Origin of the sequence: Pseudomonas quercus (genome assembly GCF_012033695.1) — a bacterium.
GTDB lineage: Bacteria > Pseudomonadota > Gammaproteobacteria > Pseudomonadales > Pseudomonadaceae > Aquipseudomonas > Aquipseudomonas quercus.
On the sequence record NZ_JAAVJI010000002.1, the window covers coordinates 642,482 to 669,390 of the forward strand.

Genomic DNA, 26,909 nt, shown 5'->3' on the forward strand with positions numbered 1-26,909 from the left:
AGTCTGTACAATTTTTAGAGGTTGCTATGCGGGATTTCTCTACCGACCTTCCACCCTTGCCTGAAGGCTTTCGCCCAAAGCTTGGCATCAGTGCGTGCCTGGTCGGGGAGGAAGTTCGCTACAACGGTGGCCACAAGACCTCCAGGTACTGTACCCAAGTATTGGGCGAGTACGTGGATTTCGCACCTGTATGCCCGGAAATGGCCGTGGGCCTGGGCGTGCCTCGCGAACCCATCCGCCTTGTAGGTGATCCAGAGGCGCCTAAGGCCCTTGGCAGCGTTAACCCGTCTTTAGACGTCACAGCACCGCTGCTGCGATACGGCGAGCAGATGGCAGCTGAGCTGGGGGATATTTCTGGCTACATCTTCATGCACAAATCACCATCTTGCGGCCTTGAGCGTGTCAAGGTGTACCGTGAAAACGGCGTCACGCAAATGCAAGGAGGCCGAGGCCTGTTCGCACAAGCATTCTGTGCAGCACGCCCCGACCTTCCCGTTGAAGAGGACGGGCGCCTGTGCGACCCCGTACTTAGAGAAAATTTTCTGGTCCGTGTCTACGCCTATGCCCACTGGCAGCACCTATTGGCAAGTGGGTTGACCAAGGGTCGGCTACTGGCATTCCATGCGCGGTATAAGTACCAGCTGATGGCTAACAATCCTGAACAATATAAGGCATTAGGCCACTTGTTAGGGGCTATGGGCCAGTTGGACGTTGAACAAGTCGCTCCCCAGTACTTCAGCCAGTTAATGGCAGCGCTGCGCCGGTGTGCGACCCGCGGCACGCATACCAATGTGTTGCAGCACATCGCCGGTTACCTCAATGGCGTGCTCGATGCCGCTGGGCGCCAGGAGCTTCAAGGCCTTATCACGCAGTACCGTGAGGGTACCGTCCCACTGGTAGTACCGCTCACCCTACTCAAGCATTTATTCCGTCTTAATCCTCACCCTTACATTGCGGCACAGGTGTACCTGCAACCGCACCCGGAAAAATTGAGCCTTCGCAATGCGATCTGAATCATGAAAGCCCTTCCCGAACCTTCCTATCTTGAGGAAAACACCGCCGGCGATGTGTTGCCAGACAACGCGATAGCTCAAGGCTGGCTGCCTATCCGTGAAGTATCCAGGCGGACAGGTGTCAATCCTGTAACGCTGCGCGCCTGGGAGCGGCGCTATGGCCTTATCGTTCCCCATCGCACGCCAAAAGGGCACCGCTTGTATTCGCCCACGCATTTGGAGCGTATCCAGCGCGTTGTTACCTGGCTGAATCGGGGTGTTTCGGTCAGCCAGATCAAAGCGCTGCTGGATACACCTCAGCAGCGCCTCCAGGCCCCCACAGTCAGCGACTGGGTCCCTTTACGGGAAAGCTTGATGCAAGCCATTGCAGGGCTGGCCGAGCGGCGCCTGGACGAGCAGTTCAACCAGGCGATGGCACTGTACCCGCCTACTACGTTGTGCGAACGCTTGCTACTTCCCTTGTTGGCCGACCTGCACGTGCGATGGCAGCAGCAGTTCGGTGCGAACCTTGAGCGTGCTTTCTTCTATGGATGGCTGCGGAGCAAGCTGGGTACGCGGCTGTACCACAACAATCGCCAACTCAGCGGTGCTCCGTTGCTGCTGGTCAAGTACAGCGAAGTGCCTTTTGACCCGGAACTGTGGCTAACCGCTTGGCTTGCAAGCAGCGCTGATTGCTTGGTTGAAGTGCTGGATTGGTCGCTGCCGGCAGGGGAGCTGATGCTAGCCGTGGAACGCCTGTCTGCCCGTGCATTGGTCGTTTATGCCAGCCGTCCCTTGCAGGTAGACATACTGGCCCGGCAGCTAGAGAACTGCCCGTGCCCAGTGCTGCTGGCTGGTCCTGCTGTGGTCATTCACGGGCAGGCCCTGCAGGAGCACGAAGCACTTCGTGCGGTCATGTTGGCCAACGATCCTCTGGCTGCGCAACTCGCACTGCGTCAGCGCAACCTGCTCTGACCTTTTCCGTAAGGCTTTTGTAAGCTCACCGAAGGACTGTTATGCCTCACGACGCACCGCGCCAGCTGGTCTGGCTGCGCACCGACTTGCGCTTCGAAGACAATACCGCTTTGCTCGAAGCCAGCAGCCGGGGGCCTACCTTGGCGCTGTTTGTGGTCAGCCCCGCGCAATGGGCGTCCCATGATGATGCCAGCTGTAAAGTGGATTTCTGGTTGCGGCTATTAGCTACTCTAGAGCGCCAGTTGGCAGCGGTAAACATTCCTTTGCTGATTCGCACGATTCCTCATTGGCATGACGTTCCAGCCGCCTTGGGCAAACTTTGCCAAGAGCAGAGCATACAAGGCGTTCATTGCAATGAAGAGTACGGCTTCAATGAGCGGGAGCGGGATACAGCCACGGCCACCTACCTGGAAAAGGCGGGGGTAAGCTTCAACAGTTACCTCGACCAAAGCTTGTTCGCACCCGGTACCGTGCTTACGAAAACAGGCAATTATTATCAGGTATTCGGTCAGTTCAAGCGCGCTTGCCTGGAGCAGCTGCGGTTTGGCACGCCTTCGACGGGTGGCACACCACGCAAGCAGGCAGCGATCAAGGTTCACAGTGATGCGGTACCTAGCCAGGCAACAGGCTTTACAACACCCTCCAAACGTATTCAGGAGCACTGGCCTGCCACGCAGGGCGAAGCTCAGCGTCGGCTGGCGGCTTTTACAGATGAGGCCATCCACGACTATCACATTGCACGGGACCTGCCCTCGCGACCGGGCACCAGTGAACTGTCAGCTTACTTGAATGCAGGCGCCCTTTCGGTACGCCAATGCCTGGCTGCAGCGCTATTAAGCAACCAAGGCGAGTTGGATAGCGGCAGCGTTGGCGCCACTACCTGGATAGGCGAATTGCTATGGCGGGAATTCTACAAACACATCCTGGTGGGCTACCCCCGGGTCTCTCGCCACCGGGCTTTCCGTCAGCACACAGAAGCGTTGCCCTGGCGAAATGCGCTTGAAGACTTCGCGGCCTGGCAGGAAGGCCGTACAGGCATCCCTATCATCGATGCCGCCATGCGCCAACTGAAGGCCATTGGCTGGATGCACAACCGCTTACGCATGATTGCCGCCATGTTCCTGAGCAAAAACCTGTTGATTGATTGGCGCCTAGGCGAGCAATACTTCATGCAGCACTTGATCGATGGAGAGTTGGCAGCCAATAACGGGGGGTGGCAGTGGAGCGCGTCCACGGGTACGGACTCAGTGCCTTACTTCAGGGTGTTCAACCCTGTTAGCCAATCGGCGCGGTTTGATAGCCAGGGCGTATTCATCAAGGCGTGGGTCCCGGAACTTAAGTCACTTGGCCCTAAGCACGTGCATGCTCCGGCACATGGCAATTCCCTCCCCGGTGCCTTGGCATATCCTGCCCCCATCGTGGACCTGGGCGAAAGCCGAAGGCGAGCACTGTCAGCCTTCAAGAATCTGCCAAGGCAGGGCTAACCTACGGCCAACCGCACGCGCACGTTCCTTCATGTTTCGAACGTGTACACGGCGTCACTGCCCATGCCGAACGCCTGCAACACCTTATGGAAATGCGGCACGTTCCCAGACGTCCAGTACTGAACAGGTGCTGGGGCTGTGGCGCTCAATCGACCTTCGTTTCCCAGTAGCCGGTGCAGCTGTCGCGCCACGGCTGCGCCAGTGTCCACCAACGCTATAGCTTCAGGAAGAAGCTCTGCCAATAACGGCCTGAGGAAAGGATAGTGGGTACACCCAAGGATCAGCGTGTCGCACCCTGCAGCCAGAAGGGGGGTCAAGTAATGCATCAGCAGCGCCCGCAAGGCAGGGCTGTGCAAGTCGCCTTGCTCGATCAGCTCTACTAGCCCTGGGCAAGGTTGAGTTACAACGGTCACGTTCATTGCAAAACGGTCGAGCAGCGCGGCAAAGCGCGCACTCTGCAAGGTGCCTGTGGTGGCCAACACCCCGACAATGCCATTGCGGGTTGCCTGTGCGGCAGGTTTGACTGCAGGCTCCATCCCGATGATGGGCCAGCCTGGGTAGCACTGCCTGAGGTCTGCCGCTGCTGCCGCGGTCGCTGTGTTACATGCGATCACAAGCGCCTTGGCGCCTTGGGTACGGAAGAATTCGGCAATGGCAATGCACCGGCTGCGGATGAACTCAGGGCTTTTCTCGCCATAGGGCATGTGGCCACAATCGCCGACATACAGTAGCGATTCGTTGGGAAGCAGCCTGCTGATTTCCGTTAAAACGGAAAGCCCCCCTACACCGGAGTCGAACACGCCCACCGGCGCGCCTGCACGTTCAACCACCGCGCACCTGACAGACCGGGCACTGCGGGTCACGCTTGAGCCGTAACTCGCGAAAGCGCGATGTGAACCCATCGATCAACAGCAGGCGCCCTATCAGCGGCTCTCCGAAGCCGGCCAGCACCTTGAGCGCCTCAAGCGCCTGGAGGCTACCCACCATTCCAACGAGTGGCCCCAGTACCCCGGCCTCGCTGCACGTAAGCTCGGCGTCGCTGCCATAGCCATACAGGCAGTGGTAGCAGGGGCTACTGGCCAGGCGCGGGTCAAATACCGACAGTTGCCCTTCCAGGCGAATGGCAGCACCGCTCACCAATGGCTTGCCCTGTTTAAAACAGGCGGCGTTTACCGCGCTGCGAGTGGCGAAATTGTCGGAACAGTCCAAAACGAGGTCTACGGACGCTACGGCGTTTCCCAGGCTATCAGTGTCCAGTGCCTGCACATGGGGCACCAGCGCTATCCCAGGGTTGATGCTGCGCAGGCGTGCCATGGCCGATGCCACCTTCGGCTGCCCTACCGCTTCGGTGCCATGAAGCACCTGCCGCTGCAGGTTCGTGAGGTCCACTGTGTCGAAGTCTGCCAGGTGGAGCTCGCCAACACCCGCAGCTGCCAGGTACAAGGCCACGGGTGAGCCCAACCCGCCAAGCCCAACGATCAGTACACGGCTGGCCTTGAGCTTCAGCTGGCCGGCTACATCGACCTGGGCCAGCAATATCTGCCGGCTATAGCGCAGCAGTTCCTCATCGCTTAGCACGCCAGGCGCCCCAGGGTCACGCGTTCGTGGTTACCCAAGTCGATGCGGCTCTCGATCTGCTCAAAGCCCTGGCGTGCCAGTAATTCCCGTACCTGGGCCGCTTGATCATACCCATGTTCCAGCATCAGCCAGCCACCGGGCGCCAGGTGTTCAGGTGCAGCGGCCACAATGTGGCGGATGTCGTCCAGGCCATCGTTGCCCGATACCAGCGCGCTGACAGGTTCGAAGCGTACATCTCCTGCACTCAGGTGAGGATCCTGGCTACGGATGTAGGGCGGGTTGCTCACGATCAGGTGGAAACGTTCGCCAGCCAGCGCACTGAACCAGTGGCTGGTGCGCACGCTCACATTGCCCAACCCAAGGCGGGCCCGGTTGCGCTCGGCCAAGGCCACCGCCTCCGGAACCCGGTCTACGGCCACCACGTCCCAGGCCGCGCGCTCGCACGCCAATGCCAGGGCGATGGCCCCGGTGCCGGTGCCCAAGTCCAGCACACGCGCCTGCTCGACAGGTAGGCAGTGCAGGGCTAGCTCCACCAACAACTCGGTTTCCGGCCGTGGAATCAGGGTATGAGGCGCCACTTCCAGGTCCAGCGACCAGAAGCCTTGCTGGCCCAGGATGTAGGCCACCGGCTCGCCTTCACGGCGGCGCGCCACATAGCTTTGGAAAACCTGAGCAGCCTCGCTGCCAACGATGCGTTCTGGCCAGGTACGCAGATAGCTGCGGCTTTTACCCAGGGCTGCGGCCAGGAGCAGCTCGGCATCCAGGCGTGCGGTAGGCGAATCAGGAAGCTGCGCTTCACGCAGCAGGCTGGCGATAATAGTCATTTATTCACCCAGGGCCGCCAGTTGGTCTGCCTGGTATTCGGCCAGCAGGGGCTCGATCACCGCATCCACACCGCCTGCCAGGATGTCATCAAGGGAATACAGAGTAAGGTTGACACGGTGGTCGGTTACCCGGCCCTGAGGAAAATTGTAGGTACGAATACGTTCCGAGCGATCCCCCGAGCCCACCAGCAGCTTGCGCTCGCTGGCAATGGCGTTCTGTGCGGCGCTGGTCTGGATGTCGTTGAGCTTGGCGGACAGCCAGCCCATGGCACGGGCTCGGTTCTTGTGCTGGGAACGCTCTTCCTGGCACTCCACAACGATACCCGTAGGCAAGTGCGTGATACGGATAGCCGAGTCGGTTTTGTTGATGTGCTGCCCACCTGCGCCCGATGCGCGGTAGGTGTCCACGCGCAGGTCGGCCGGGTTGATCTCGATCGCCACCTGCTCATCGGGCTCGGCCAGCACCGCTACGGTACAGGCTGACGTATGGATACGCCCCTGGGATTCGGTTTCCGGCACCCGCTGTACGCGGTGTGCGCCGGATTCGAACTTGAGCTTGGCGTAGACGTTGTCACCTTCTACGCGGGCAATCACTTCTTTATAGCCGCCGTGCTCGCCTTCGTTCTCGGACAGCACCTCTACTCGCCAACCACGCTTTTCGGCGTAGCGCGAATACATGCGGAACAGGTCCCCGGAAAAGATCGCCGCTTCGTCGCCGCCGGTGCCGGCACGTATCTCAAGGAAGACGTTACGGCTGTCGTTCGGGTCCTTGGGCAACAGCATGCGCTGGAGCATGTGCTCCAGGTCAGCCAACTGCTGCTTGCCTTCGCGCACCTCTTCCACGGCCATTTCACGCAAATCCGGGTCGTTGTCCTTGAGCAGCGCTTGTGCGCCTTCAAGGTCTTCCTGAACCTTGCGCCATTGGCGGAACGCCGCAACCACCGGTTCCAGTTCCGCGTATTCGCGGGAAAAGCTACGGAATCGCGTTTGGTCGGAAATGATTTCGGCATCCCCTAGCAGCGCGGTCACTTCTTCGTAGCGCTCCTGGAGGATATCCAGTTTGTTCAGCAGAGACGCTTTCATTGCACAGGTCTGTCCGTAGCGCCCTCATCGAGGGCAAACAATTCTTGAGCCATGGCCAGTGCATCGAGGCGGCCTTCGGCGGAGAGTTTCTTGAGCTGTACGCTCGGGGCATGCAACAGCTTGTTGGTCAGGCCTCGCGCCAACTGTGCCAATACCTCTTCAGCATTACCCCCGTTGGCCAGCAACCGCTGGGCCTTTTGGAGTTCCTCGTCGCGCAGGCGTTCACCCTGCTGCCGGTAGGCCCGAAGCACATCCACCGCGGCCAGTTCTCGCAGCCGGGCCATGAAGTCGGTCACCCCTTCGGTCACCATCTCTTCAGCAGCCTGGGCAGCGCCCTGCCGGCTCTTGAGGTTCTCGGCCACTACATCGTGCAGGTCGTCGACGGTATACAGGTAGACATCGTCCAGTTCACCCACTTCTGGCTCGATGTCCCGAGGTACTGCGATATCCACCATGAAAATGGGCTTGTGACGGCGCAGCTTCAAGGCGCTTTCCACAGCGCCCTTGCCCAGGATCGGCAATTGGCTGGCGGTGGAGCTGATCACAATATCGCTATTGACCAGCTCCTGGGGTATATCGGCCAGCAGCACAGCATGGGCACCAAATTCCTCGGCCAGCACCTTGGCCCGTTCCAGGGTGCGGTTGGCGACCACGATGCGTTTCACACCCTGTTCATGAAGGTGCCGGGCAACCAGGGTAATGGTTTCTCCCGCGCCGATCAGCAGTGCCTGGCTGCGCTGCAGGTCCGAGAAGATCTGCCGCGCCAGGCTAACCGCCGCAAACGCCACGGACACCGGGTTTTCACCGATGGCCGTGTCGGTGCGTACTTGCTTGGCGGCATTGAAAGTGGCCTGGAACAGCCGCCCCAGCAATGGCCCAACGGTGCCAGCTTCACGTGCCACAGCATAGGCGGATTTCATCTGGCCCAGGATTTGCGGTTCACCCAGCACCAGCGAGTCCAGCCCGGCCGCCACGCGCATCATGTGGCGCACCGCGTCGGCATCTTCGTGCACATAGGCACAGGCCCGCAGCTCGGCTGCGCTGAGCTGATGGTACTCTGCGAGCCAGGCCAATACCGCTTCGGCTTCAGCACTTGACTGCTCGATGTACAGTTCGCTGCGATTGCACGTAGACAGAATCGCGGCTTCGCGGCTGCCGGTACGCTGACACAGCTGCTGCAACGCCCCGACCAGTTGCTCAGGCGTAAACGCCACGCGCTCGCGCACGTCTACCGAGGCGGTCTTGTGGTTGATACCGAGGGCGATGAAGGCCATGCACTGTCGCTGAAGGGATTCTGAGCCGGCAATTGTCCTACTTCATCAAGCTCAGAACAACCACCGTACTCTATTGTCCCAATAGACGGATGACATAAAGCCGCCTGTATGGGTATTGCCGTCCGGCTTGTGTCATGATGCCCACCACTGCAGGTAAGCCGCTCGATTTCCCCCCTATGAAAAAATCCCCCGCGTTGCTTCTCGCTCTCGCCATGTTAGGCGGCTGCCAAAACTGGGCTGCCACCCACGGAACTGCGGCCCCTGCCGCTGCCGAGGCCCCCACTACGCCACCCGCCCCGCCGGTGGTGTATGGCTCGTTCACCGAGGAAACGCTTTACAGCCTGCTCACTGCCGAGCTGGCAGGCCAGCGAAACCGTTTCGACATTGCGCTGGACAATTACGTTACCCAAGCTCAGAAAACCCAGGACCCGGCCGTGGCCGAGCGTGCCTTCCGGATTGCCGAGTACATGGGTGCAGACCAGTCTGCCCTTCAAACGTCACTCATATGGGCCCGCAGCGCGCCTGCAGACCTTGACGCGCAACGGGCAGCAGCCATTGCCCTGGCGCGGTCAGGCCGCTATGACGAGTCCATGGCCTATATGGAGAGAGTACTCCAGGGCAAAGGCGACACACACTTCGACTTTCTGGCGCTGTCGGCAGCCGAGACCGACCAGGCTACACGAGATGGCCTGCTTCATGGCTTTGAACGGCTGCTGGCCAAGTACCCAGGCAACGGCCAGCTGATTTTTGGCAAAGCCTTGTTGCTGCAGCAAGATGGCAAAGCTCAGGAAGCTTTGACCTTGCTGGAACGCAACCCGCCCAAGGACGAAGAAATCGCCCCGCTGTTGTTGCGCGCCCGCCTTCTGCAAAACCTTGACCGCGGGAGCGAAGCGGTTCCCTTGCTGGACAAGGCGGTACGGAAGGCGCCTGAGGACAAACGCCTGCGCCTTGCACTGGCCCGTACTTTGGTTGAACAGAACCGCATCGAAGACGCCAAGGTCCAGTTCCAGGTATTGCTACAGCAGAACCCGGACGACGATGAGTTGCGCTATTCCCTGGCACTGGTGTGCCTGGAAGCGAAAGCCTGGGATGAGGCCGAGGGCTACCTGAACGACCTGGTAACACGCGGTGCCCACGTAGATTCTGCCCACCTGAACCTGGGCAGGGTCGCTGAGGAACACAATAACCCCCAGCAAGCCTTGAGCCAATACGCACTGGTGGGGCCAGGCACTGACTACCTTCCCGCCCAATTGCGCCAGGCCGACATACTCACAGCCAACGGCCAAGCCGCAGAAGCCTCTCGTCGCCTGGCCGCACAACGCGCTGCCAACCCGGACTATGCCGCACAACTGTACTTGGTGGAGGCCGAAACACTGGCCGACAACAACAGGAATGACCAGGCGTGGGCAGTACTGCAAACAGCCCTGGGGAAATTCCCTGGCGATTCCAACCTGCTCTACACACGAGCGATGCTGGCAGAAAAGCGCGGCGACCTTGGCCAGCTTGAGGCGGACCTGCGCAGCATCCTGCAACGCGAACCCGACAACGCCATGGCGCTCAATGCCTTGGGCTACACCTTGTCGGACCGTACCGACCGTATTGCCGAAGCCAAAGCGCTCATCGAAAAAGCCCACCAGCTCATCCCGGACGACCCCGCCGTGCTGGACAGCCTGGGCTGGGTGAATTATCGCCTGGGCAACCTTGAAGCCGCAGAAACCCTGTTGCGCCAGGCCCTGGCCCAGTTCCCCGATCACGAGGTTGCTGCCCATTTGGGTGAAGTGCTGTGGGTACGCGGGAAACAACGCGAGGCGCGTCAGGTATGGGGTAATGCCCTCAAAGACCAGCCAGACAGCCCTACCCTGCGCAGCACCTTGCTGCGCCTCACCGGTTCCGAGAAGCCCTGACCCATGCTGTTGCGTAATTGCTTTGCCCTTTTGCTTGTTACTTTACTCGCTGGCTGTGCCGGCCTTGGCCCGCAGGAAGCTGTGCAAGGGCAAGGCACGGCACAGGGCTGGCGGGCTCACAAAACCGAAGTGGCTGCCATCGATGGCTGGGAAATTTCCGGCAAGGTCGGCATCCGTGCGCCCAGCGATTCGGGCAGCGGCACCTTGTACTGGCTGCAGCGCCAGGACTATTACGACATTCGCCTGTCCGGCCCTCTGGGCCGTGGCGCTGCACGGCTGACGGGCCACCCTGGTGATGCAAGCCTGGAAGTGGCCAACCAAGGGCGTTACCAGGCGGCCACGCCTGAAGACCTGCTCCAGCAGCAACTGGGCTGGCGTTTGCCGGTAGGGAACCTGGTGTACTGGGTACGCGGCCTGCCAGCGCCAGAGGGCAAGAGCTCACTGACGCTCGATGGCGATAGCCGCCTGGCACGGCTTGAACAGGACGGCTGGACAGTGGAATACACCCGTTACAGCCAGCAAGGCGCCTACTGGCTGCCCGAGCGTATGAAACTGCATGGCCAGGACCTGGACGTGACCCTGGTGATCAAGGACTGGCAGCCACGCCAGCTGGGCCGCTGAATGTCACAGCCACGCCTGACCCTGCCCGCCCCTGCCAAGTTGAACCTGATGCTGCACATTTTGGGGCGTCGCGCCGACGGCTATCATGAGCTGCAGACCCTGTTTCAATTTCTGGACCATGGCGACGAGCTGGAATTTGCGGTACGCGAGGACGGCATCATCCAGTTGCATGGCGAACTCCAGGGCGTACCGGCTGACAGCAACCTTATCGTCAAAGCCGCCCGTCGGCTGCAGGCCGAGGCCGGCATAAGCCTTGGTGCTGATATCTGGTTGCGAAAAGTGTTGCCCATGGGCGGCGGCATAGGTGGCGGCAGTTCAGACGCGGCAACTACGCTGGTAGCACTCAACCGCTTGTGGAAGGCGCACTGGAGCGAGGATCGCCTGGCCGAACTAGGGTTGGCACTAGGGGCCGACGTACCCGTATTCATACGCGGCAGGGCCGCATTTGCGGAGGGTATCGGAGAAAAGCTGACGCCTGTAGACCCGCCAGAACCGTGGTACCTGGTGCTTGTTCCGCAAGTGGCTGTAAGTACAGCAGAAATTTTTTCAGATCCGTTGTTGACACGAGACTCTCCCCCCATTAAAGTGCGCTCCGTTCTCAGGGGAAACAGCAGAAATGACTGCCAACCCATAGTAGAGCAGCGTTACCCAGATGTTCGTAACGCTTTGAGTTTGCTAAGTAAATTTACTTCAGCTAGACTCACCGGTACTGGAAGTTGTGTGTTTGGGGCCTTCCCAAACAAAGCTGAAGCTGATAAAGTCTTGGCCCTTCTGACAGATACCATCACAGGGTTTGTAGCGAAAGGAAGCAACGTTTCGATGTTGCATCGCAAGCTGGAAACACTGTTCTAAAGAAGCGAGTGCTCGGCACTTGATGATCCGCTACAGGGGCGTCGCCAAGCGGTAAGGCAGCAGGTTTTGATCCTGCCATGCGTTGGTTCGAATCCAGCCGCCCCTGCCATTTTCTATACTCATCCAGGTATACCCCAGCCGGCAGGTACTGCGCGTGTCCAAGATGATGGTCTTTACGGGGAATGCTAACCCCGATCTGGCTCGGCGTGTTGTACGTCAGCTGCATATCCCGCTAGGTGACGTTTCCGTCGGCAAGTTCTCCGATGGCGAAATCAGTACTGAAATCAATGAAAACGTTCGTGGTAAAGACGTATTCATTATTCAGCCCACCTGCGCCCCTACCAATGACAACCTGATGGAACTGGTCGTGATGGCAGACGCCTTCCGCCGTTCTTCTGCGTCGCGTATCACAGCTGTGATCCCCTACTTCGGCTATGCCCGCCAGGACCGTCGTCCTCGCTCGGCCCGGGTAGCGATCAGCGCCAAAGTGGTTGCAGACATGCTGACCGTAGTCGGTATCGACCGCGTACTCACCGTGGACCTTCACGCCGACCAGATTCAGGGCTTCTTCGATATTCCTGTCGACAACATCTACGGCTCGCCCGTACTGGTCGATGACATCGAAGACCAACGTTTCGAAAACCTGATGATTGTCTCCCCTGACATTGGCGGTGTAGTGCGTGCGCGTGCCGTTGCCAAGTCACTGGGCGTCGATCTGGGCATCATCGACAAGCGTCGCGAGAAAGCCAACCATTCCGAGGTGATGCACATCATCGGGGACGTGGAAGGCCGTACCTGCATCCTGGTCGATGACATGGTCGATACCGCCGGCACCTTGTGCCATGCGGCCAAGGCCCTGAAGGACCACGGCGCTGCCATGGTCTATGCCTACAGCACCCACCCGGTGCTTTCGGGTCGCGCCATCGAGAATATCGAAAACTCCGTGCTGGACGAACTGGTGGTGACCAACACCATTCCGTTGTCCGCCGCGGCGCAAGCATGCTCGCGTATCCGCCAGTTGGATATCGCACCTGTCGTTGCCGAAGCGATGCGTCGCATCAGCAATGAAGAATCGATCAGCGCGATGTTCCGTTAAGGCTCAGGCCTTGCGAACGCCCTGCTGACGAACATGCCCCGCCCCGACACCTGTCCGGGCGGGGCTTTTTTGCCCTACCCTCCCCGCACTGGTCGCAAGTGTCGGGTAGCTCAAGGGCCAATTGGAGAGACAACATGACTGATTTCACTCTGGAAGCCGAATCGCGTTCCGACCTGGGGAAAGGTGCGAGCCGCCGCCTGCGTCGCCTCGCTGCACAAGTGCCTGCCGTTATCTACGGTGGCGAGCAAGCCCCTGAATCCATCAGCCTGATGGCCAAGGAAATTGCAAAGCTGCTGGAAAACGAAGCGGCCTACGCTCACGTAATCGAGCTGAATGTTGGTGGCACCAAGCAGAACGTCCTGATCAAGGCCCTGCAGCGTCACCCTGCCAAAGGCCATGTACTGCACGCTGACTTCGTCCGCGTGATCGCTGGCCAGAAGCTGACCGCTACTGTAGCGATCCACTTCATGAACCAGGAAGCTGCAGTCAAGAAAGGCGGCGAAATCTCGCACGTTGTTTCCGAACTGGAAATCAGCTGCCTGCCAGCAGACCTGCCTGAGTTCATCGAAGTCGACCTGGCCAACGCCGAAGTCGGTACCATCATTCACCTGTCGGACGTGAAAGCGCCTGCTGGTGTTGAATTCGTTGCACTGTCGCACGGTAACGACCTGGCTGTTGCCAACGTTCACCTGCCGCGCGTTCAGGAAGAAGCAGAAGGCGAAGCTTCGGCCGAGTAATCAGCCAAGCCCTTGCGGAAGGGTAAGGTACCTAGGTGCCCTGCCCTTCCTCATACGCTATGCACGCATTCAGAGAAGAGCCCCTGACGTGACCGCCATCCAGTTGATCGTCGGCCTGGGAAACCCCGGCCCCGAATACGAACAGACCCGGCATAACGCAGGGGCTTTTTTCGTTGAGCGCATTGCGCGCGACCAGAACATCAGCCTGGTTCCCGAGCGCAAATTCTTTGGCCTTGCAGGGCGTTTCAGCCACAAGGGCCAGGATGTTCGCCTGTTGATCCCCACCACCTACATGAACCGTAGCGGGCAGGCTGTTGCCGCGCTGGCGGGTTTCTATCGCATTCCGCTGGAATCGATCCTGGTGGCTCACGACGAACTCGACATTCCGCCTGGTGTGGCCAAGCTCAAACAGGGCGGCGGCCACGGCGGGCACAACGGCTTGCGCGACATTATTGCGCAACTGGGTAACCAGAACGGCTTTCATCGCCTGCGGCTTGGCATCGGCCACCCAGGGGATGCCAGCAAGGTATCGGGCTTCGTGCTAGGGCGCGCACCTCGCGCCGAGCAGGAGAAACTCGACGCCAGTATCGACTTCGCCCTCGGCGTGTTGCCAGACATCCTTGCCGGGGACTGGCCCCGGGCAATGAGAACGCTGCACAGCCAAAAGGCCTGACTTCACACAGAGGGTTGTACCATGGGTTTCAATTGCGGCATCGTCGGCCTGCCTAACGTGGGCAAGTCCACCCTGTTCAACGCGCTGACCAAATCCGGTATCGCCGCGGAAAACTTCCCGTTCTGCACCATCGAGCCCAACAGCGGTATCGTGCCGATGCCCGACGCTCGCCTCAATGCGCTGGCAGCGATCGTCAAGCCTGAGCGCGTGATCCCCACCACCATGGAGTTCGTGGATATTGCAGGCCTGGTGGCCGGCGCCTCCAAGGGCGAAGGCCTGGGCAACAAGTTCCTGGCCAATATCCGGGAAACCGATGCCATTGCTCATGTGGTGCGCTGCTTTGAAGACGAAAACGTGATTCACGTTTCCAACAGCGTAAACCCCAAGCGGGACATCGAGATCATCGACCTGGAGTTGATCTTTGCCGACCTGGACAGCTGCGAGAAGCAACTGCAGAAGGTTACGCGTAATGCCAAAGGCGGTGACAAGGATGCACTGGCACAGAAGGCTGTGCTTGAGCGCCTGATCCCTCATTTCACCGAAGGCAAGCCAGCCCGCAGCCTCATGAAAACCATGAGCGTGGATGAAAAGCAGGTGATCCGTGCCTTCCACCTGCTCACCAGCAAGCCTGTGATGTACATCGCCAACGTGGCCGAAGACGGCTTTGAGAACAACCCGCACCTGGACGTGGTCAAGGCCATTGCCGAAGAAGAAGGCGCACTGGTAGTACCGGTGTGCAACAAGATCGAAGCCGAAATCGCCGAGCTGGACGACGGCGAAGAAAAGGACATGTTCCTGGAATCCCTGGGGCTGGAAGAGCCTGGCCTGAACCGCGTGATCCGCGCAGGGTACTCACTGCTCAACCTGCAAACCTACTTCACCGCTGGCGTGAAGGAAGTACGCGCATGGACCGTGCGCATTGGCGCCACGGCCCCCCAGGCTGCTGCGGTGATCCACACGGACTTCGAGAAAGGCTTTATTCGTGCCGAAGTGGTCGGCTATGACGACTTCATCCAGTACAACGGCGAAAGCGGTGCCAAGGAAGCCGGCAAGTGGCGCCTGGAAGGCAAGGAATACATCGTTAAAGACGGCGATGTGATGCATTTCCGGTTTAACGTGTAATCGTTACCCCGCAATGAAAAAGCCCTTGTAGTGAACGCTACAAGGGCTTTTTTGTGGTTTATGGCTTTGAGGAGGGCTTACCCCACCGGTAATTCGGTATTGATAAACTCGGGCACCTCGGCCAATTGGAACTGCCGCTGCTGGTCCTGTTTAACCGTACGCTTGGGTGGCAGCGGTTCCAGCGTTTGGGCCTGCCCCGTTTTCAGCGCCTCCTCGATGGCGGTGATCACGCGTACATCGCGCCAGCCTTCGTCACCATCCGGTTCCACCTCGAGGTTTTTGAGGATGCAGTCGGAGAAGTAAGCCGTTTCGCCTGCGAACTGATCGACCACGGGATGGGTGGTTTCCTGGGTCTCACCGTCCAGGGTCGCGCGGTAACTGATGGCTACGCCTTCGCCAAAACCAAAGCACGGCGACGCCTCGATCTCACCCTTCGTCCCCAGCAATTGGAAGCGCTCAGCGCTTGGCAAGGTGCAGCTGACGGTGAACTGAGCCAAGCGCTCTTCAGGGAAACGTAGCGAGACCGTGACCGTGTCCCAGCTATCCATTTCGCTACCTGGCGTCTTGATGCCCACCGCACTGACCTCGATGGGATCAGCCCCAAACAGTTGGCGCACCATGTTCAGTGGGTAAGGCCCCATATCGAACACAGGCCCGGCAGCAAAGCCATTCTTCATGCGATGGTTACTGGGTTTCACGGTTTGAGTGAAGGTTGACGTGAACAGCCGTGGGTCGCCGAAATCGCCGGCATGCACCCGCTGAATCATCTCTACCGTACCTGGCTCGGAGTGCAGGCGATAGGCAATCATCAGCTTGGCGCCAGACTTGTCCGCTGCCTCGATCATCGCCTTGCAATCCGCTTCCGTCGTCGCCATGGGTTTTTCCAGCAGCACATGGATGCCGGCTTCCAGTGCAGCCACCACAAACTCCCGGTGATAGAAGTTAGGCGTGGCAACGTACACGGCGTCCACTTCGCCGGACTTCAGCAGGTCTGGGAATTGCTCATAGCTGTAGCTCTTGAGCCCGTACTGTTTGGCCAACTGATCGGCCTTAACGGGATCGCCCGTGACCAACGCGGTCATTACCGAATTGTCTGTCTGGCCAACGCCAGGCATGAAAGCGCCTTGGGAAATCCATCCACCAGCTACCACGCCATAGCGGATCTTGCCGTTTGAATCAGGCATCAGGGGCTCCTCTGATAGAAATGAATACCTAGCAGAGGAGCCTTGTGGGGAAACGGAAGTTCCTTTGAATCTCGTGCCGGCTGCTAGGCCACCCAGTCTTCGAATTTCAGACGTTGCACCCGGCTGAACTCCCGCACATTGTTGGTCACCAGAGTACAACCGGCGGCAATGGCGTGCCCCGCAATCGCCGTATCGTTTGGTCCAATCACTGTGCCAGCCTTACTCAGCTGGCTTTTTACTAAAATCGTCTGATCTACTGCGTACAGGTCCCAAGGCAAAATATCGTCAAGCCGCTTTACGAACTCATCAACCAATACCTTGTGCCTTGAAGATGCTTTTTTCCCTACCTGGCCATAGCGCATTTCCGCATAGGTAATGGCAGAAATCACTATGCGGTTGTTTTGGCTGACTTCATGCGAAAGACGCAGCAGCACGGCTTCTGGGTGTTCACGCATTATGAAGGAACAGATACACGTATCGAGCATATACGTGATCACAGCGAAAACCTGCCCTCATCATCTATGATGACTGGGCGCTCGTTAAGAAAGTCATCTTTTGCTTTGGTCAACTGACCCAATGAGAGCCAGCTGGGCCGTACAGGCCGAAGTGTAATGGTATCCCCATGGCGCGTGATTTCCAGCTCGCCTACATCTGTGTAGGCCATATCAGCCGGCAAACGTATGGCTTGGTTTTTACCATTTTTAAAAATCGAGACTGTTCGCATATCCTGGCCCCCCACCTATTGCAAGCATCATAACGAGCCCCCTAGGCCTATGCAAGGCATATGCCTGCTTTACCCTATTACAGCTCGGTTCAGACAGGCATCCGGTACCTAATATTTTATTCCCATGCTCACCTATTCATCAGGTAGCGCTGATAGAACTCCAGAGTGGCCAGGTTCTTTTCCTTGGCCTCGAACATGATGTCAAAGCGGTCGAGAAACTGGAGTGCGTAGTCATTGGTGGCCTGGTTCCACATGCGCGCACTGTGCAGGTACAGGTCGCGCTTATTGACCTTTTCCAGTAGGGCCGGCATTTCCAGTGGGGCATCGGGGGCGAAACCTAGGGCCTGCAGGTGCTCAGGGGGCTGTGAGTAATGCATGGCCGGGCGCACGCCACGCCAGCTTTCGATAATGCGCTGCACGCGATCACCGTGGGGGTCGATGTAGTCGCCTTCATTGATCCAGCAGTGGTGGATGTCCAGCACCACAGGTGCGAGGTCTGCCATTTCCAGGCAGTCATTCACGCCGTAGGTTTTCTCTTCGTTCTCGAAGGTGATGGTATTGCGTGCTACGTCCGAAAGCCGCGGCCAGACGGCTCTTACACCCGCGACGCCCGACCGTCCGGCGATGTGCACGTTGCACTTGAAGTCTTGAAACTGCTGGCCATACCCCATCATGCGAATCATGTCAGCATGGTATTCAAACTCTGCCAGGCTGTTTTCTACCACTTCCGGCCGGTCCGACCCTAGCACGCAGTATTGGCCGGGGTGGAACGACAGGCGAATATCAGCCTTACGAGCGTATTCGCCTATTTCGCTAAAGCGTTCCTGCAGGTAGGCCTGCAGCGTGGACGTCTGATAAAACGCGGCCACGCTGGGGTGGCTGTACAGCGGCAGCAGGTCACTGCTCAACCGCAGCATGTGCAGTTCCTTCGGCAATTCGGCCACGTACGCCAGCAACCTCAGTTGCGCCTCAAGGTTGTGCTCGATCAACTGCAACAGCTTCGTCTCGGCCGCTTCTACCGTGGCGCTGCTGATCCAGCGCAGGGTGGTCGTGCGTGGGTTGAAGGCCTTTTCAATGGCTTCCAGCTCCTTGGCGGCCAAGCTACGGTGGGAATGGCGGTACATGCAGGCAAAACCCAGGCGCCCTGTACTCATGATGCAGCCCCCCATAGCACGTGGAACGGCCCTTGGGCGCCAAATACCGGGTCAGACACTGGGTACGTGGCCTTGGCAATGGCATGGGACTGCTCAGGGGTAGGCGCTTCCCGGCAAATGTCAAAGTGCGCGTTAGCCGGGTAGGCACCCACTACAAGAAAGTCCTTGCTGGCGCCAAGCCTGCAATGCCCCGTACCTGCCGGCAGCAACAGCACGTCACCGGCCTGCACGTCTACTTCATGGCCACCGGGCCCGCCTATTACCAGGCGTGCATTACCTTCGGCAATGCCCAGTACTTCGTGGGCTGTGGAGTGGTAGTGATGGTACTCGAACACGCCGTCTCGCCACTGAGCAGGCCAGTGGTTCACGCCTAACAGTTGCTCGAAGGCCGTTGCCAGGTCGCTGACCTGGGACAGCACCTGGCGGTAGAGGATGACCGGCAGGTGCGGATGATTAGGCACCCAGCCGTTACGGCTTAGTTGAACCGCTTCGACCACGGCCAGGGTACCGTCTGCCAGCATGGGCAGGTTACCAACGGCCAGGGGTACGTTCAGGGGATGAATGAAGCCGTTTTGGGAATGGGCCACGGGGCGCTCCTGACACAAGGGATACCTTGTGGACAGCGGAACGCCTCAGGCTATCAATCCAGAACGCCCTCACCCCATGGCACGCTGCACGTCCAGGAGCACCTCCAAGGGGTGGCGCAGCTCCCGGCCTGCCAGCCGCTTGGCCTGGCTGCGGCATGAATACCCGGTGGCCAGCGCTTCACCCTGTTCGTCTGCCGAGGCTGCGACCTGTGCAGCCCATGACTGGTCAAAGATCGTACGGGAAGTGGCCTGGTTACGGGCTTCATGGCCATAGGTGCCTGACATGCCACAGCAGCCTGTGGCTTGGGTAGCCAGCACCAGGCCAACGCGGGCGAACAAGGCCTCCCATTGTTTTGTACTGGCCGGTGCATTGGTTTTTTCTGTGCAATGGGCCAGCAGCCGGTAACGGGTTGGGGTATTGGCCTTGAGTGTTTCAGGCAAGGCTTCCAGCAACCATTCCTGCAGCAGCTCCACCTTGGGCAACTGTGCGATACCTGGCACCTTGGCATATTCCTGGCGGTAGACCAGGGTCATGGCCGGGTCCAGGCCCGCCATGCGTACCCCGAAGGCACTCAAGGCTTGCAGCTGGCTAGCGTTGCGAATGGCGGCCTTGTTGAAGGCACGCAGAAAACCCTGCACGTGCAAAGGCTTGCCGTTGGGGAAGAACGGCGCCAGGTACACGCGATAACCCAGCCGCGTGATCAACTCGATGAGGTTGACCAGCAAGGGCGTCTCGAAATAGCGCGTGAACGCATCCTGCACCAGGATGACGCTGCGCGCTCGCTCTGCCTCGGTCAACCCGATCAACTGTGCGGCCGTGGCGGGTTGTACGTTCCAACGCCTCAAGCTCGCGTGGAAGTTGAAGCGGCTCAGCAGGGGGCTGTCCACCATGCCGACCTGGCGAGCCAGCAGCCTCTCGACCACAGGCGCTTTCATAAGGCCGTTGTACACCCCTGGCAGCCGGGCCAGGTAGGGGACGGTAAATTCCAGCGAGCCGATGAGGTAGTCGCGGGCCGGGCGCAGGTAGCGGGTGTGGTACAGCTCCAGGAAACGGGAACGGAACTCAGGCACGTTCACCTTCACCGGGCACTGCCCTGCGCAGGATTTGCACGCCAGGCAGCCCGCCATGGCGTCATACACCTCGTGAGAGAAGTCCTGCTGGCCTGCCTTGCGCTCACGGCTGTTGCGCCAGCGTTGTGGCAGGGTTTGCCAGAAGCCCGGCTCGCGCCTGGCCGGCGACAGCACGTCGACGCCCGCCGCCCCCTGCAGCCGCAGCCACTCACGCACTAAGGACGCACGGCCCTTAGGCGACTGCGCTCGTTCACGGGTCGCTTTCCAGGACGGGCACATGGCGTCGTCTGGGTCATAGTTGTAGCAGGCGCCGTTGCCGTTGCAGTGCATGGCCGTGCCGTAGCTTTTCCATACACGCTCATCGATGGTACGGTCCAGGTCGCCCCGCAATTGCACCTCATCGACCCGTAACAGGGGTTCGCTGCTGTCCAGCGGCGTGCAGATTTTGCCGGGGTTGAGCTGGTTATGGGGGTCGAACGCGGTCTTTAGCGCCTGTAACGACGGGTACAGCTCCCCGAAGAAAGCCGGTACATATTCGGAACGCACACCCTTGCCGTGCTCGCCCCACAACAGGCCGCCGTACTTTTGCGTCAGCGCGGCTACAGCATCGGAGAGGGGGCGTATTAGTGCTGCCTGGGCGGGGTCTTTCATGTCCAGGGCTGGTCGTACATGCAGCACACCTGCATCCACATGGCCGAACATGCCGTAGGTCAAGCCATAGCCGTCTAGCAGGGCGCGAAACTCGGCGATGTAATCCGCCAGTTGCTCAGGTGGCACAGCCGTATCTTCCACAAAAGGTTGCGGGCGGATCTCGCCGTCCACATTGCCCAGCAGGCCCACGGAGCGCTTTCGCATGGTGTACACCCGGGTCACCGCGTCATGGCCAACGGCAAGGGTATGGCCCAGGCGCTCCACACTGAGGTCGGCCTGCAGGTGGGCCGTGAAAGCAGCCACACGGGCGTCAACGTCTTCAGCCTCGTCCCCGCTGAACTCGACAATGTTGATACCCAAGGTGTCGCGACCGGGGTCGGCCGGGAAGTACTCGGCCACGCTGTGCCACACGATGTCCTTCATCGCGAGCATGAGCACACGGGAATCTACGGTTTCGATAGACAGCGGGGTGTGCTGGATCAAGGCGCGGGCATCGCGCAGGGCGTCCATGAAGCTGCCATAGCGCACATTGACCAGCACCGAGTATTTCGGGATCGGCAGCACATTGAGCTTGGCCTCCACCACAAACCCTAGCGAACCTTCGGCGCCACATAGCACGCTGTTGAGGTTGAAGCGGCCGTCGGCTTCACGCAGGTGTGCCAGGTCATAGCCCGTAAGGCAGCGGTTAAGCTTGGGGAACACCGCATCGATCAATTCGGCCTGTGTGGCGTTGATATCACGTGCCGTACGGTACACCTGGCCAACCCTGTCCTGACGGGCGCACTGGTGCTCCAGTTCCTCTTCGTCGATAGCCAGGCTATGGACAGCCTCGCCCCCTAGCAACAGGGTGTGCAGTTCGAGTACGTGGTCTCGTGTTTTGCCGTAGGTGCAACTGCCTTGGCCGCTGGCATCGGTATTGATCATGCCGCCGATAGTGGCGCGGTTGGAGGTGGATAACTCAGGGGCGAAGAACAGCCCGTGGGGCTTGAGGGCGGCGTTGAGCTGATCTTTCACGACACCGGCCTGGACACGTACCCAACGCCCTTCCACGTCAATTTCCAGGATACGGTTCATGTGCCGCGACAGGTCCACCACAATGCCGTCCGTAAGCGACTGGCCATTGGTGCCCGTACCGCCACCACGGGGCGTGAGCTTGATCCCCACATAAGCAGGCTCGGCCATCAGCCGGGCAATACAAGCCACATCACTAGCATCGCGTGGAAAAACGGCCGCCTGGGGCAGGCGCTGGTAGATGGAATTGTCTGTCGCCAGTACGGTGCGGCTGGCATAGTCAGCACTGATTTCGCCTTTGAAGCCATTGGCCTGCAGGGCGACGAGAAAATCCTGATAGCTGGCCTTCACGGTGGCCGGGTGCAACTGGGCGATCATGGGTGATGCCTCTTTGAAATAGCGTGCGCTCGATGCAGGGATGCATGGCAGTTGCATCATATTCACCGGGCAGCGCCTTGCGCGCAAACGGATATTCCGCCACCAACTGATGACTTTTTCGAATGAATCACCGTCGCCTTACCCCTTCCATGTCCTTATTGCTGGCGTTCGAAGCGGCCGCACGCCATGAGAGTTACACCCGTGCGGCACAGGAGCTGTCCCTTACCCAAAGCGCGGTGAGCCGCCAGGTACAGGCGCTGGAAGCGCTACTGGGGCTTACGCTGTTTCGCCGTGCAGGCCGGCAGGTACAACTTACGGACGTGGGGCGGCTGTATCAGCGGGAATTGAGCGACGCCTTGGGGCACATACGCAGCGCTACCTTGCAAGCGCTGGCATTTCAGTCCGGTGTAGGCACGCTGCGGCTGGCCACGCTGCCCACATTTGGGTCCAAGTGGCTGTTGCCGCGCCTTCAAGACTTCTACCGCGCCCACCCTGGCATGACCGTGCACATCCACTCACGCATCGAGGCCATCGACTTTGCCGCCAGCGAGATCGATGCGGCTATCAGCGTAGGCACGCACGAACTGCCAGGGTTGGTGAGCCATCGGCTGCAAGCCGAGCAACTGGTGGTGATTCTGGGGGGCGAAGGTGCCAAAGCGCTGGGTACGCTGGCGCCTGAGCATATCGCCAGCCAAACCTTGCTCTCTGTGGCCAGCAACCCCAATGCCTGGGCGGAATGGTTCAGCCACCATGGCCTGCCCCACCGCAGCATGCGCCTGGGGCCTCGCTTTGAACTCACATCACACCTGATTCAGGCCGTGCACGCCGGTATTGGCATAGGGCTGGTGCCGCGGGTGCTGGTGGAGGACGAGCTGGCCAGCGGTGAACTGGCCAGCGATGGCCAGCCGGTGTTCAGCAAGCGCAGCTACTACCTGGTGTACCCGCAGCGCAACGAAGCCTTACCGTCTCTGCGTGCGTTTCGCCAGTGGTTGCTGGCGCAGATCTAGCCGACCGGTTTCGCGCGGCCAGCCCTATGCCTTGGCTTTAGTCGAAGGCAGCAGTACCGTGAGGATGCCCAGCAGTGGCAGGTACGAGCACAGCCTGTATACAAACTCGATACCGTGCACGTCCGCCAGCTGCCCCAGCAATGCCGCGCCAATGCCGCCAAACCCGAACATCAGGCCAAAGAACACACCGGCGATCATGCCCACGTTACCGGGCAGCAATTCCTGCGCGTACACCACAATGGCCGAAAAGGCCGAGGCCAGCACAAAGCCGATCACTACGCTAAGCACGCTGGTCCAGAACAGGTCCACGTAGGGCAGCATCAGGGTGAAAGGCGCAGCGCCCAGGATGGAAAACCAGATAACAGCCTTACGCCCGATACGGTCACCGATTGGCCCGCCAAAGAAAGTGCCTGCGGCAACCGCACCCAGGAACAGAAACAGGTGCAGTTGAGAGCTGGCCACAGACAGGCCGAACTTTTCGATCAGAAAGAAGGTGTAGTAGCTGGTGAAGCTGGCCATGTAGAAATACTTGGAGAAGACCAACAACGCCAGCACCACCAGTGCGCCCGTAATGCGCCTGCGAGACAGGCCGTGGGACGCTTCACGCCCGCGCTTAGCTGAAAAGGTGTTGAGGTGATGGCGATACCAGCGGCTGAGGCCGTATTGCACACCAATGGCAAACACAGCAAACACACCGAACCAAGCAACATGACCTTGGCCAAACGGAATTACGATGGCAGCGGCCAACAGTGGACCAAAGGCCGAACCCGCATTGCCGCCGACCTGGAAGCTGGACTGCGCCAAACCAAAGCGCCCACCCGAGGCCAGCCGGGCCACACGTGACGTTTCCGGGTGGAAGGTGGATGAACCGACGCCAATCAGCGCAGACGCCAACAGGATCATCTCGAAACTGCCCACCATGGCCAACATCAGCACGCCGACCAGCGTACAGACCATGCCGGCGGGCAACAGGAAGGGCTTGGGATGACGGTCAGTGTAAAACCCGATCCAGGGTTGCAACAGCGAGGCGGTAATTTGAAACGTGAGGGTAATCAGCCCGACCTGCGTAAAGCTCAGCCCGTAGTTGGCCTTGAGCATGGGGTAGATAGAAGGCAATACGGACTGGATCAGGTCATTGATCAAGTGAGCCAGCGCACAGGCCCCGATGACTTTCATCACCAGAGGGCTGGCAGTGGCGGGTGTAGAAGGCGAAGAGGCGGTAGAGGCACCGGCTGAAGCAACGGACATGAATCACCTGCTGGTCAAGGACGCACTGTTCAGGTGCGCCACTGTGACATTTTGTAGCACTTTCTACCATTCAAACCTTAAGCCGTTTCAAATCGGGCAGTGGTCGCGCGCAATGCATGGCTGCCTGCATTGAGCCGGTCGGCCGCCCCGTTTACTTCCCGTGCGCCCTCAAGCAAGCGTAAGGCGGCCTGATCTACCTGTTGAATGTTGCCGCTGACTTCATCGGCAGTGGCGGCCTGCTGCTCCACCGCTGTCGCGATATGCGCCAAGGTATCGTTCACCGTCTGAACTGCGCTGGCAATCGAGCCCAGGCTTGCACCAAGCCCAGTGACAGCTTTGGCATCCCCCTCCGCTTGAGAACACGCCGCCTGCATCAGTTCTACAGCCTGCTGTACGGTGCTGCGCAAGCTGTCGACCGTAGCAGCGATCTGCGCAGTGGAGGCCTGGGTCCGCTGGGACAGGCTACGCACTTCATCTGCCACCACCGCAAAACCACGCCCCTGCTCTCCAGCCCGGGCGGCTTCGATAGCGGCGTTCAACGCCAGCAGGTTGGTCTGCCCTGCGATGCCACCAATCACATCCACCACAGACTGGATCTGCTGGCCCTGCTCACTCACTTTGCCCAGCGCCTGCGCACTGGCGTTCAGCCGTTGGTTAAGCTGCTGGATGTTGCGTGTAGTGAGTTCGCTCTGGCGGCTGCTGTCCATGGCAATCTGCTGGGTGTGGCGCGCGCTTTCAGACGCTTGTTCGCAGCTCTTCGCAACGCTTTGCGAGGTGGCGGCCAATTGTGTCGCCGCCGTGGCGATCTGGCTGATCTGCAGCTGCTGCTGCTCCACTTCCTGCAAGGTGTCACCCGCTTGCGCCGTCAGTGTGTTCACAGCACCACTCACCGTGGTGCTTTCCTTGTCCACGGCAGCCAAGCTGACGCGCAACTGGCCCACGGCACTGTTGAGCGCTCGGGAGATAGCCGCCAGCTCATCACGGCCGGCCACCTCAACCTGAACTCGCAGGTCCCCGTCGCGCAGGGATTCAGCCAGAGTGGTAATACCTGCAGCGCTGCGCCGGATAGAGGCTTGCAAGCAGATGAACAGGTACAGGGAAATCAGCAGCAGCACGCCGAAACCAATGGCCACCGGTACGCCTTCTGCAAGGGTTTGCTTACGGTAATTGGCCAGTTGTTGGTCCAGCGATCCCAAAGCCTGCTGGCGAAGGGCTTCAATGGCGTGGGACAGTGTATCCACTGAGCTATCGAAGGCTTCACCGTTCAGGTTTACGGTCCCCCCGAACAGCTTTTCATCCAGCATTTTTAGGGTGCTGTCGAGCAGCGCCGTGCTTTGCGTGTACTGCTGCGCCCATGGGCTATCGCTCGGTAGGCGATCACCGAGCGTAGTACCGCTTTTCACCAACTGTTCGCGGGCATCGCTAATACGGCTGCGCAAGTCGCGCATCTGCAAACGGCTTTGCAAGCTGAATTGCCCGGATGCTACCGAGCTTTCGCCAGCGGCCGCCAAGCGTCCTATGCGCTCATAGAGGTCCGGAGCACGCTGCGTTGCAATTTCCATCAGCAAGTAAGTATCCAGCCATGGGTCAAGAATCAACCCGCTATCTATGGCCATTTGCTCGCGCAAGAGCTGCAGCGTGCTGATGGCAGCCGTGAACTTGTCATAGCCGTCAGGCCACCAGCCCAAGGTGCGCAGGCTCTTCAGGTCCAGGCCTGCGGTGGCTTGCTGTAGCGTCTGGTAACGGTTCATTACCTCTGCGCTTGCACCGGTATCACTCAGGGTTTGCCCCAACTCGGTCAGAGCTTGCTGCAGCTGTGGCGCGGTGGTTTCCAGGGCACTGATCGCGGCCTTGGCGGCGGGTGTAGGTTCACGAAGAATGTCCACAGCCTTCCAGCGTGCCGCCAGCGACCGTTGCAGGCTCAGCGCACGGTCCACAGGCTCTAGGGCAAGCAATTGCGTTACGCCACGGCGTTCTTGAGCGATCAGGCTCAGGCGATCGCGGTAGCCACTCCCCAACAGGCCCAGGCTTACAATCAACGGCACTACAAACAACAGGAACAACAGCAGAAATTTGCCTGCGAACGTGAACCGGCCAAGCAGGCGGATGCCGGGGGAAAGTAGTGTAGACATGTCCGAAAGCACTCCTGGACAACAAACGCGCCCGGCATGCCGGGGTAAGCCTAATGAGAGGCAAATTTCATACCGCTAGCATAGCGCCAGTAGCCCGCTGGCGACGGCTGGCCCGGAATGTGCTTCAGGCCCTGCCGAGAAACTGACCAATCGGTTGATTTTTAACACTTGGGGAAGCACATGCTGGAAGCGTTATTCAAACTCAGGGCCCACAATACCAACGTGCGTACGGAAATCCTGGCGGGGGTCACCACCTTCCTGGCCATGGCCTACATCCTGTTCGTGAACCCCAGCATCCTGGGCGCCACCGGCATGGACAAAGGCGCCGTGTTCGTGGCCACCTGCCTGGCCGCCGCCATCGGCTCGGCCACCATGGGCCTGATCGCCAACTACCCCATCGCACTGGCCCCCGGCATGGGCCTGAACGCCTTCTTCACCTACACCGTGGTGCTGCACATGGGCCACTCCTGGCAAGTGGCACTGGGCGCCGTGTTCATCTCGGCCGTGTGCTTCTTCCTGCTGTCCATCTTCCGCATCCGCGAATGGA

General features: G+C 59.7%; 25 protein-coding genes and 1 tRNA gene. 13 read left to right on the forward strand and 13 right to left on the reverse strand.

Annotated features, from left to right (window positions below):
* The first annotated feature begins 26 nt into the window (after positions 1 to 26).
* The 3 genes from HBH25_RS06245 to HBH25_RS06255 are packed head-to-tail and all read left to right on the forward strand — an operon-like array spanning position 27 to position 3,451.
* Positions 27 to 1,013, forward strand: a complete 987-nt coding sequence (locus HBH25_RS06245; RefSeq protein WP_168082601.1) for a YbgA family protein — start codon at positions 27 to 29, stop codon at positions 1,011 to 1,013.
* 3 nt (positions 1,014 to 1,016) lie between these two features.
* The gene (locus HBH25_RS06250; RefSeq protein WP_168082603.1) at positions 1,017 to 1,967 is read left to right on the forward strand and encodes a MerR family transcriptional regulator; all 951 of its coding nucleotides are present in this window, start codon (positions 1,017 to 1,019) and stop codon (positions 1,965 to 1,967) included.
* A 41-nt stretch (positions 1,968 to 2,008) separates the two neighbouring features.
* Complete coding sequence (locus tag HBH25_RS06255; RefSeq protein ID WP_168082605.1) at positions 2,009 to 3,451, forward strand: cryptochrome/photolyase family protein; 1,443 nt, start codon at positions 2,009 to 2,011, stop codon at positions 3,449 to 3,451.
* Positions 3,452 to 3,480: 29 nt separating this feature from the next.
* Here the strand turns inward: HBH25_RS06255 and murI are convergent, their stop codons facing one another.
* The 5 genes from murI to hemA are packed head-to-tail and all read right to left on the reverse strand — an operon-like array spanning position 3,481 to position 8,210.
* Positions 3,481 to 4,281 carry a glutamate racemase gene (gene murI, locus HBH25_RS06260; RefSeq protein ID WP_324616862.1) on the reverse strand — a complete coding sequence of 267 codons (801 nt, stop codon included), beginning with the start codon at positions 4,279 to 4,281 and terminating at the stop codon, positions 3,481 to 3,483.
* Positions 4,274 to 5,029, reverse strand: coding sequence for a molybdopterin-synthase adenylyltransferase MoeB (locus tag HBH25_RS06265; RefSeq protein WP_168082609.1), 756 nt, complete (start codon positions 5,027 to 5,029; stop codon positions 4,274 to 4,276). Before HBH25_RS06265 ends, murI begins: the two co-directional genes overlap by 8 nt.
* Entirely contained in the window at positions 5,023 to 5,853 is an 831-nt protein-coding gene (prmC, locus tag HBH25_RS06270) for a peptide chain release factor N(5)-glutamine methyltransferase (protein ID WP_168082611.1), read from the reverse strand. Before prmC ends, HBH25_RS06265 begins: the two co-directional genes overlap by 7 nt.
* Complete coding sequence (gene prfA / locus HBH25_RS06275) at positions 5,854 to 6,936, reverse strand: peptide chain release factor 1 (protein WP_168082613.1); 1,083 nt, start codon at positions 6,934 to 6,936, stop codon at positions 5,854 to 5,856.
* Positions 6,933 to 8,210 carry a glutamyl-tRNA reductase gene (gene hemA / locus HBH25_RS06280; RefSeq protein WP_168082615.1) on the reverse strand — a complete coding sequence of 426 codons (1,278 nt, stop codon included), beginning with the start codon at positions 8,208 to 8,210 and terminating at the stop codon, positions 6,933 to 6,935. The genes prfA and hemA overlap by 4 nt, the downstream gene beginning before the upstream one ends.
* Before the next feature lie 176 nt (positions 8,211 to 8,386).
* On the opposite strand from hemA, the gene HBH25_RS06285 reads away from it, so the two are divergent.
* From HBH25_RS06285 to ychF, 8 genes are all read left to right on the forward strand, one after another.
* Positions 8,387 to 10,114 (forward strand): tetratricopeptide repeat protein, encoded by a 1,728-nt coding sequence (locus tag HBH25_RS06285; RefSeq protein WP_168082617.1) that lies wholly within the window; start codon positions 8,387 to 8,389, stop codon positions 10,112 to 10,114.
* Between the two features lie 3 nt (positions 10,115 to 10,117).
* Entirely contained in the window at positions 10,118 to 10,735 is a 618-nt protein-coding gene (lolB, locus tag HBH25_RS06290) for a lipoprotein insertase outer membrane protein LolB (RefSeq protein ID WP_168082619.1), read from the forward strand.
* Entirely contained in the window at positions 10,736 to 11,587 is an 852-nt protein-coding gene (gene ispE, locus HBH25_RS06295; protein WP_168082621.1) for a 4-(cytidine 5'-diphospho)-2-C-methyl-D-erythritol kinase, read from the forward strand. It begins immediately after the preceding gene.
* 34 nt (positions 11,588 to 11,621) lie between these two features.
* Positions 11,622 to 11,696: transfer RNA gene (locus HBH25_RS06300), tRNA-Gln, on the forward strand.
* A 45-nt stretch (positions 11,697 to 11,741) separates the two neighbouring features.
* Complete coding sequence (locus tag HBH25_RS06305) at positions 11,742 to 12,683, forward strand: ribose-phosphate pyrophosphokinase (protein WP_168082623.1); 942 nt, start codon at positions 11,742 to 11,744, stop codon at positions 12,681 to 12,683.
* A 134-nt stretch (positions 12,684 to 12,817) separates the two neighbouring features.
* Entirely contained in the window at positions 12,818 to 13,420 is a 603-nt protein-coding gene (locus tag HBH25_RS06310) for a 50S ribosomal protein L25/general stress protein Ctc (RefSeq protein ID WP_168082624.1), read from the forward strand.
* An 88-nt stretch (positions 13,421 to 13,508) separates the two neighbouring features.
* On the forward strand, positions 13,509 to 14,093 hold the full coding sequence (gene pth / locus HBH25_RS06315; protein WP_168082626.1) for an aminoacyl-tRNA hydrolase: 585 nt from the start codon (positions 13,509 to 13,511) through the stop codon (positions 14,091 to 14,093).
* Between the two features lie 21 nt (positions 14,094 to 14,114).
* Positions 14,115 to 15,215, forward strand: a complete 1,101-nt coding sequence (gene ychF, locus HBH25_RS06320; protein WP_168082628.1) for a redox-regulated ATPase YchF — start codon at positions 14,115 to 14,117, stop codon at positions 15,213 to 15,215.
* Between the two features lie 77 nt (positions 15,216 to 15,292).
* Here ychF and HBH25_RS06325 read toward each other — a convergent pair whose 3' ends face one another.
* The 6 genes from HBH25_RS06325 to ydiJ all read right to left on the reverse strand — a co-directional run bounded on the left by HBH25_RS06325 (position 15,293) and on the right by ydiJ (position 21,975).
* Positions 15,293 to 16,399, reverse strand: coding sequence for a Gfo/Idh/MocA family protein (locus tag HBH25_RS06325; protein ID WP_168082630.1), 1,107 nt, complete (start codon positions 16,397 to 16,399; stop codon positions 15,293 to 15,295).
* 83 nt (positions 16,400 to 16,482) lie between these two features.
* Complete coding sequence (locus HBH25_RS06330) at positions 16,483 to 16,896, reverse strand: type II toxin-antitoxin system VapC family toxin (RefSeq protein ID WP_168082632.1); 414 nt, start codon at positions 16,894 to 16,896, stop codon at positions 16,483 to 16,485.
* Entirely contained in the window at positions 16,893 to 17,123 is a 231-nt protein-coding gene (vapB, locus tag HBH25_RS06335) for a type II toxin-antitoxin system VapB family antitoxin (protein ID WP_168082634.1), read from the reverse strand. The genes HBH25_RS06330 and vapB overlap by 4 nt, the downstream gene beginning before the upstream one ends.
* Before the next feature lie 128 nt (positions 17,124 to 17,251).
* On the reverse strand, positions 17,252 to 18,277 hold the full coding sequence (uvsE, locus tag HBH25_RS06340; RefSeq protein WP_168082636.1) for a UV DNA damage repair endonuclease UvsE: 1,026 nt from the start codon (positions 18,275 to 18,277) through the stop codon (positions 17,252 to 17,254).
* The gene (locus tag HBH25_RS06345; protein WP_324616863.1) at positions 18,274 to 18,864 is read right to left on the reverse strand and encodes a cupin domain-containing protein; all 591 of its coding nucleotides are present in this window, start codon (positions 18,862 to 18,864) and stop codon (positions 18,274 to 18,276) included. Before HBH25_RS06345 ends, uvsE begins: the two co-directional genes overlap by 4 nt.
* A gap of 69 nt (positions 18,865 to 18,933) precedes the next feature.
* A complete protein-coding gene (gene ydiJ, locus HBH25_RS06350) occupies positions 18,934 to 21,975 on the reverse strand; it encodes a D-2-hydroxyglutarate dehydrogenase YdiJ (RefSeq protein ID WP_168082638.1) in 3,042 nt (1,013 codons plus the stop codon).
* Positions 21,976 to 22,097: 122 nt separating this feature from the next.
* Here ydiJ and HBH25_RS06355 point away from each other — a divergent pair, with 122 nt between their 5' ends.
* Positions 22,098 to 22,982, forward strand: coding sequence for a LysR substrate-binding domain-containing protein (locus HBH25_RS06355; protein WP_168082640.1), 885 nt, complete (start codon positions 22,098 to 22,100; stop codon positions 22,980 to 22,982).
* Positions 22,983 to 23,006: 24 nt separating this feature from the next.
* Here the strand turns inward: HBH25_RS06355 and HBH25_RS06360 are convergent, their stop codons facing one another.
* On the reverse strand, positions 23,007 to 24,230 hold the full coding sequence (locus HBH25_RS06360) for an MFS transporter (protein ID WP_168082642.1): 1,224 nt from the start codon (positions 24,228 to 24,230) through the stop codon (positions 23,007 to 23,009).
* Between the two features lie 77 nt (positions 24,231 to 24,307).
* Complete coding sequence (locus HBH25_RS06365; RefSeq protein ID WP_168082644.1) at positions 24,308 to 26,362, reverse strand: methyl-accepting chemotaxis protein; 2,055 nt, start codon at positions 26,360 to 26,362, stop codon at positions 24,308 to 24,310.
* 180 nt (positions 26,363 to 26,542) lie between these two features.
* Here HBH25_RS06365 and HBH25_RS06370 point away from each other — a divergent pair.
* Positions 26,543 to 26,909, forward strand: a 367-nt coding sequence (locus HBH25_RS06370) for an NCS2 family permease (RefSeq protein ID WP_168082646.1), incomplete at its 3' end; no start/stop codon positions are given.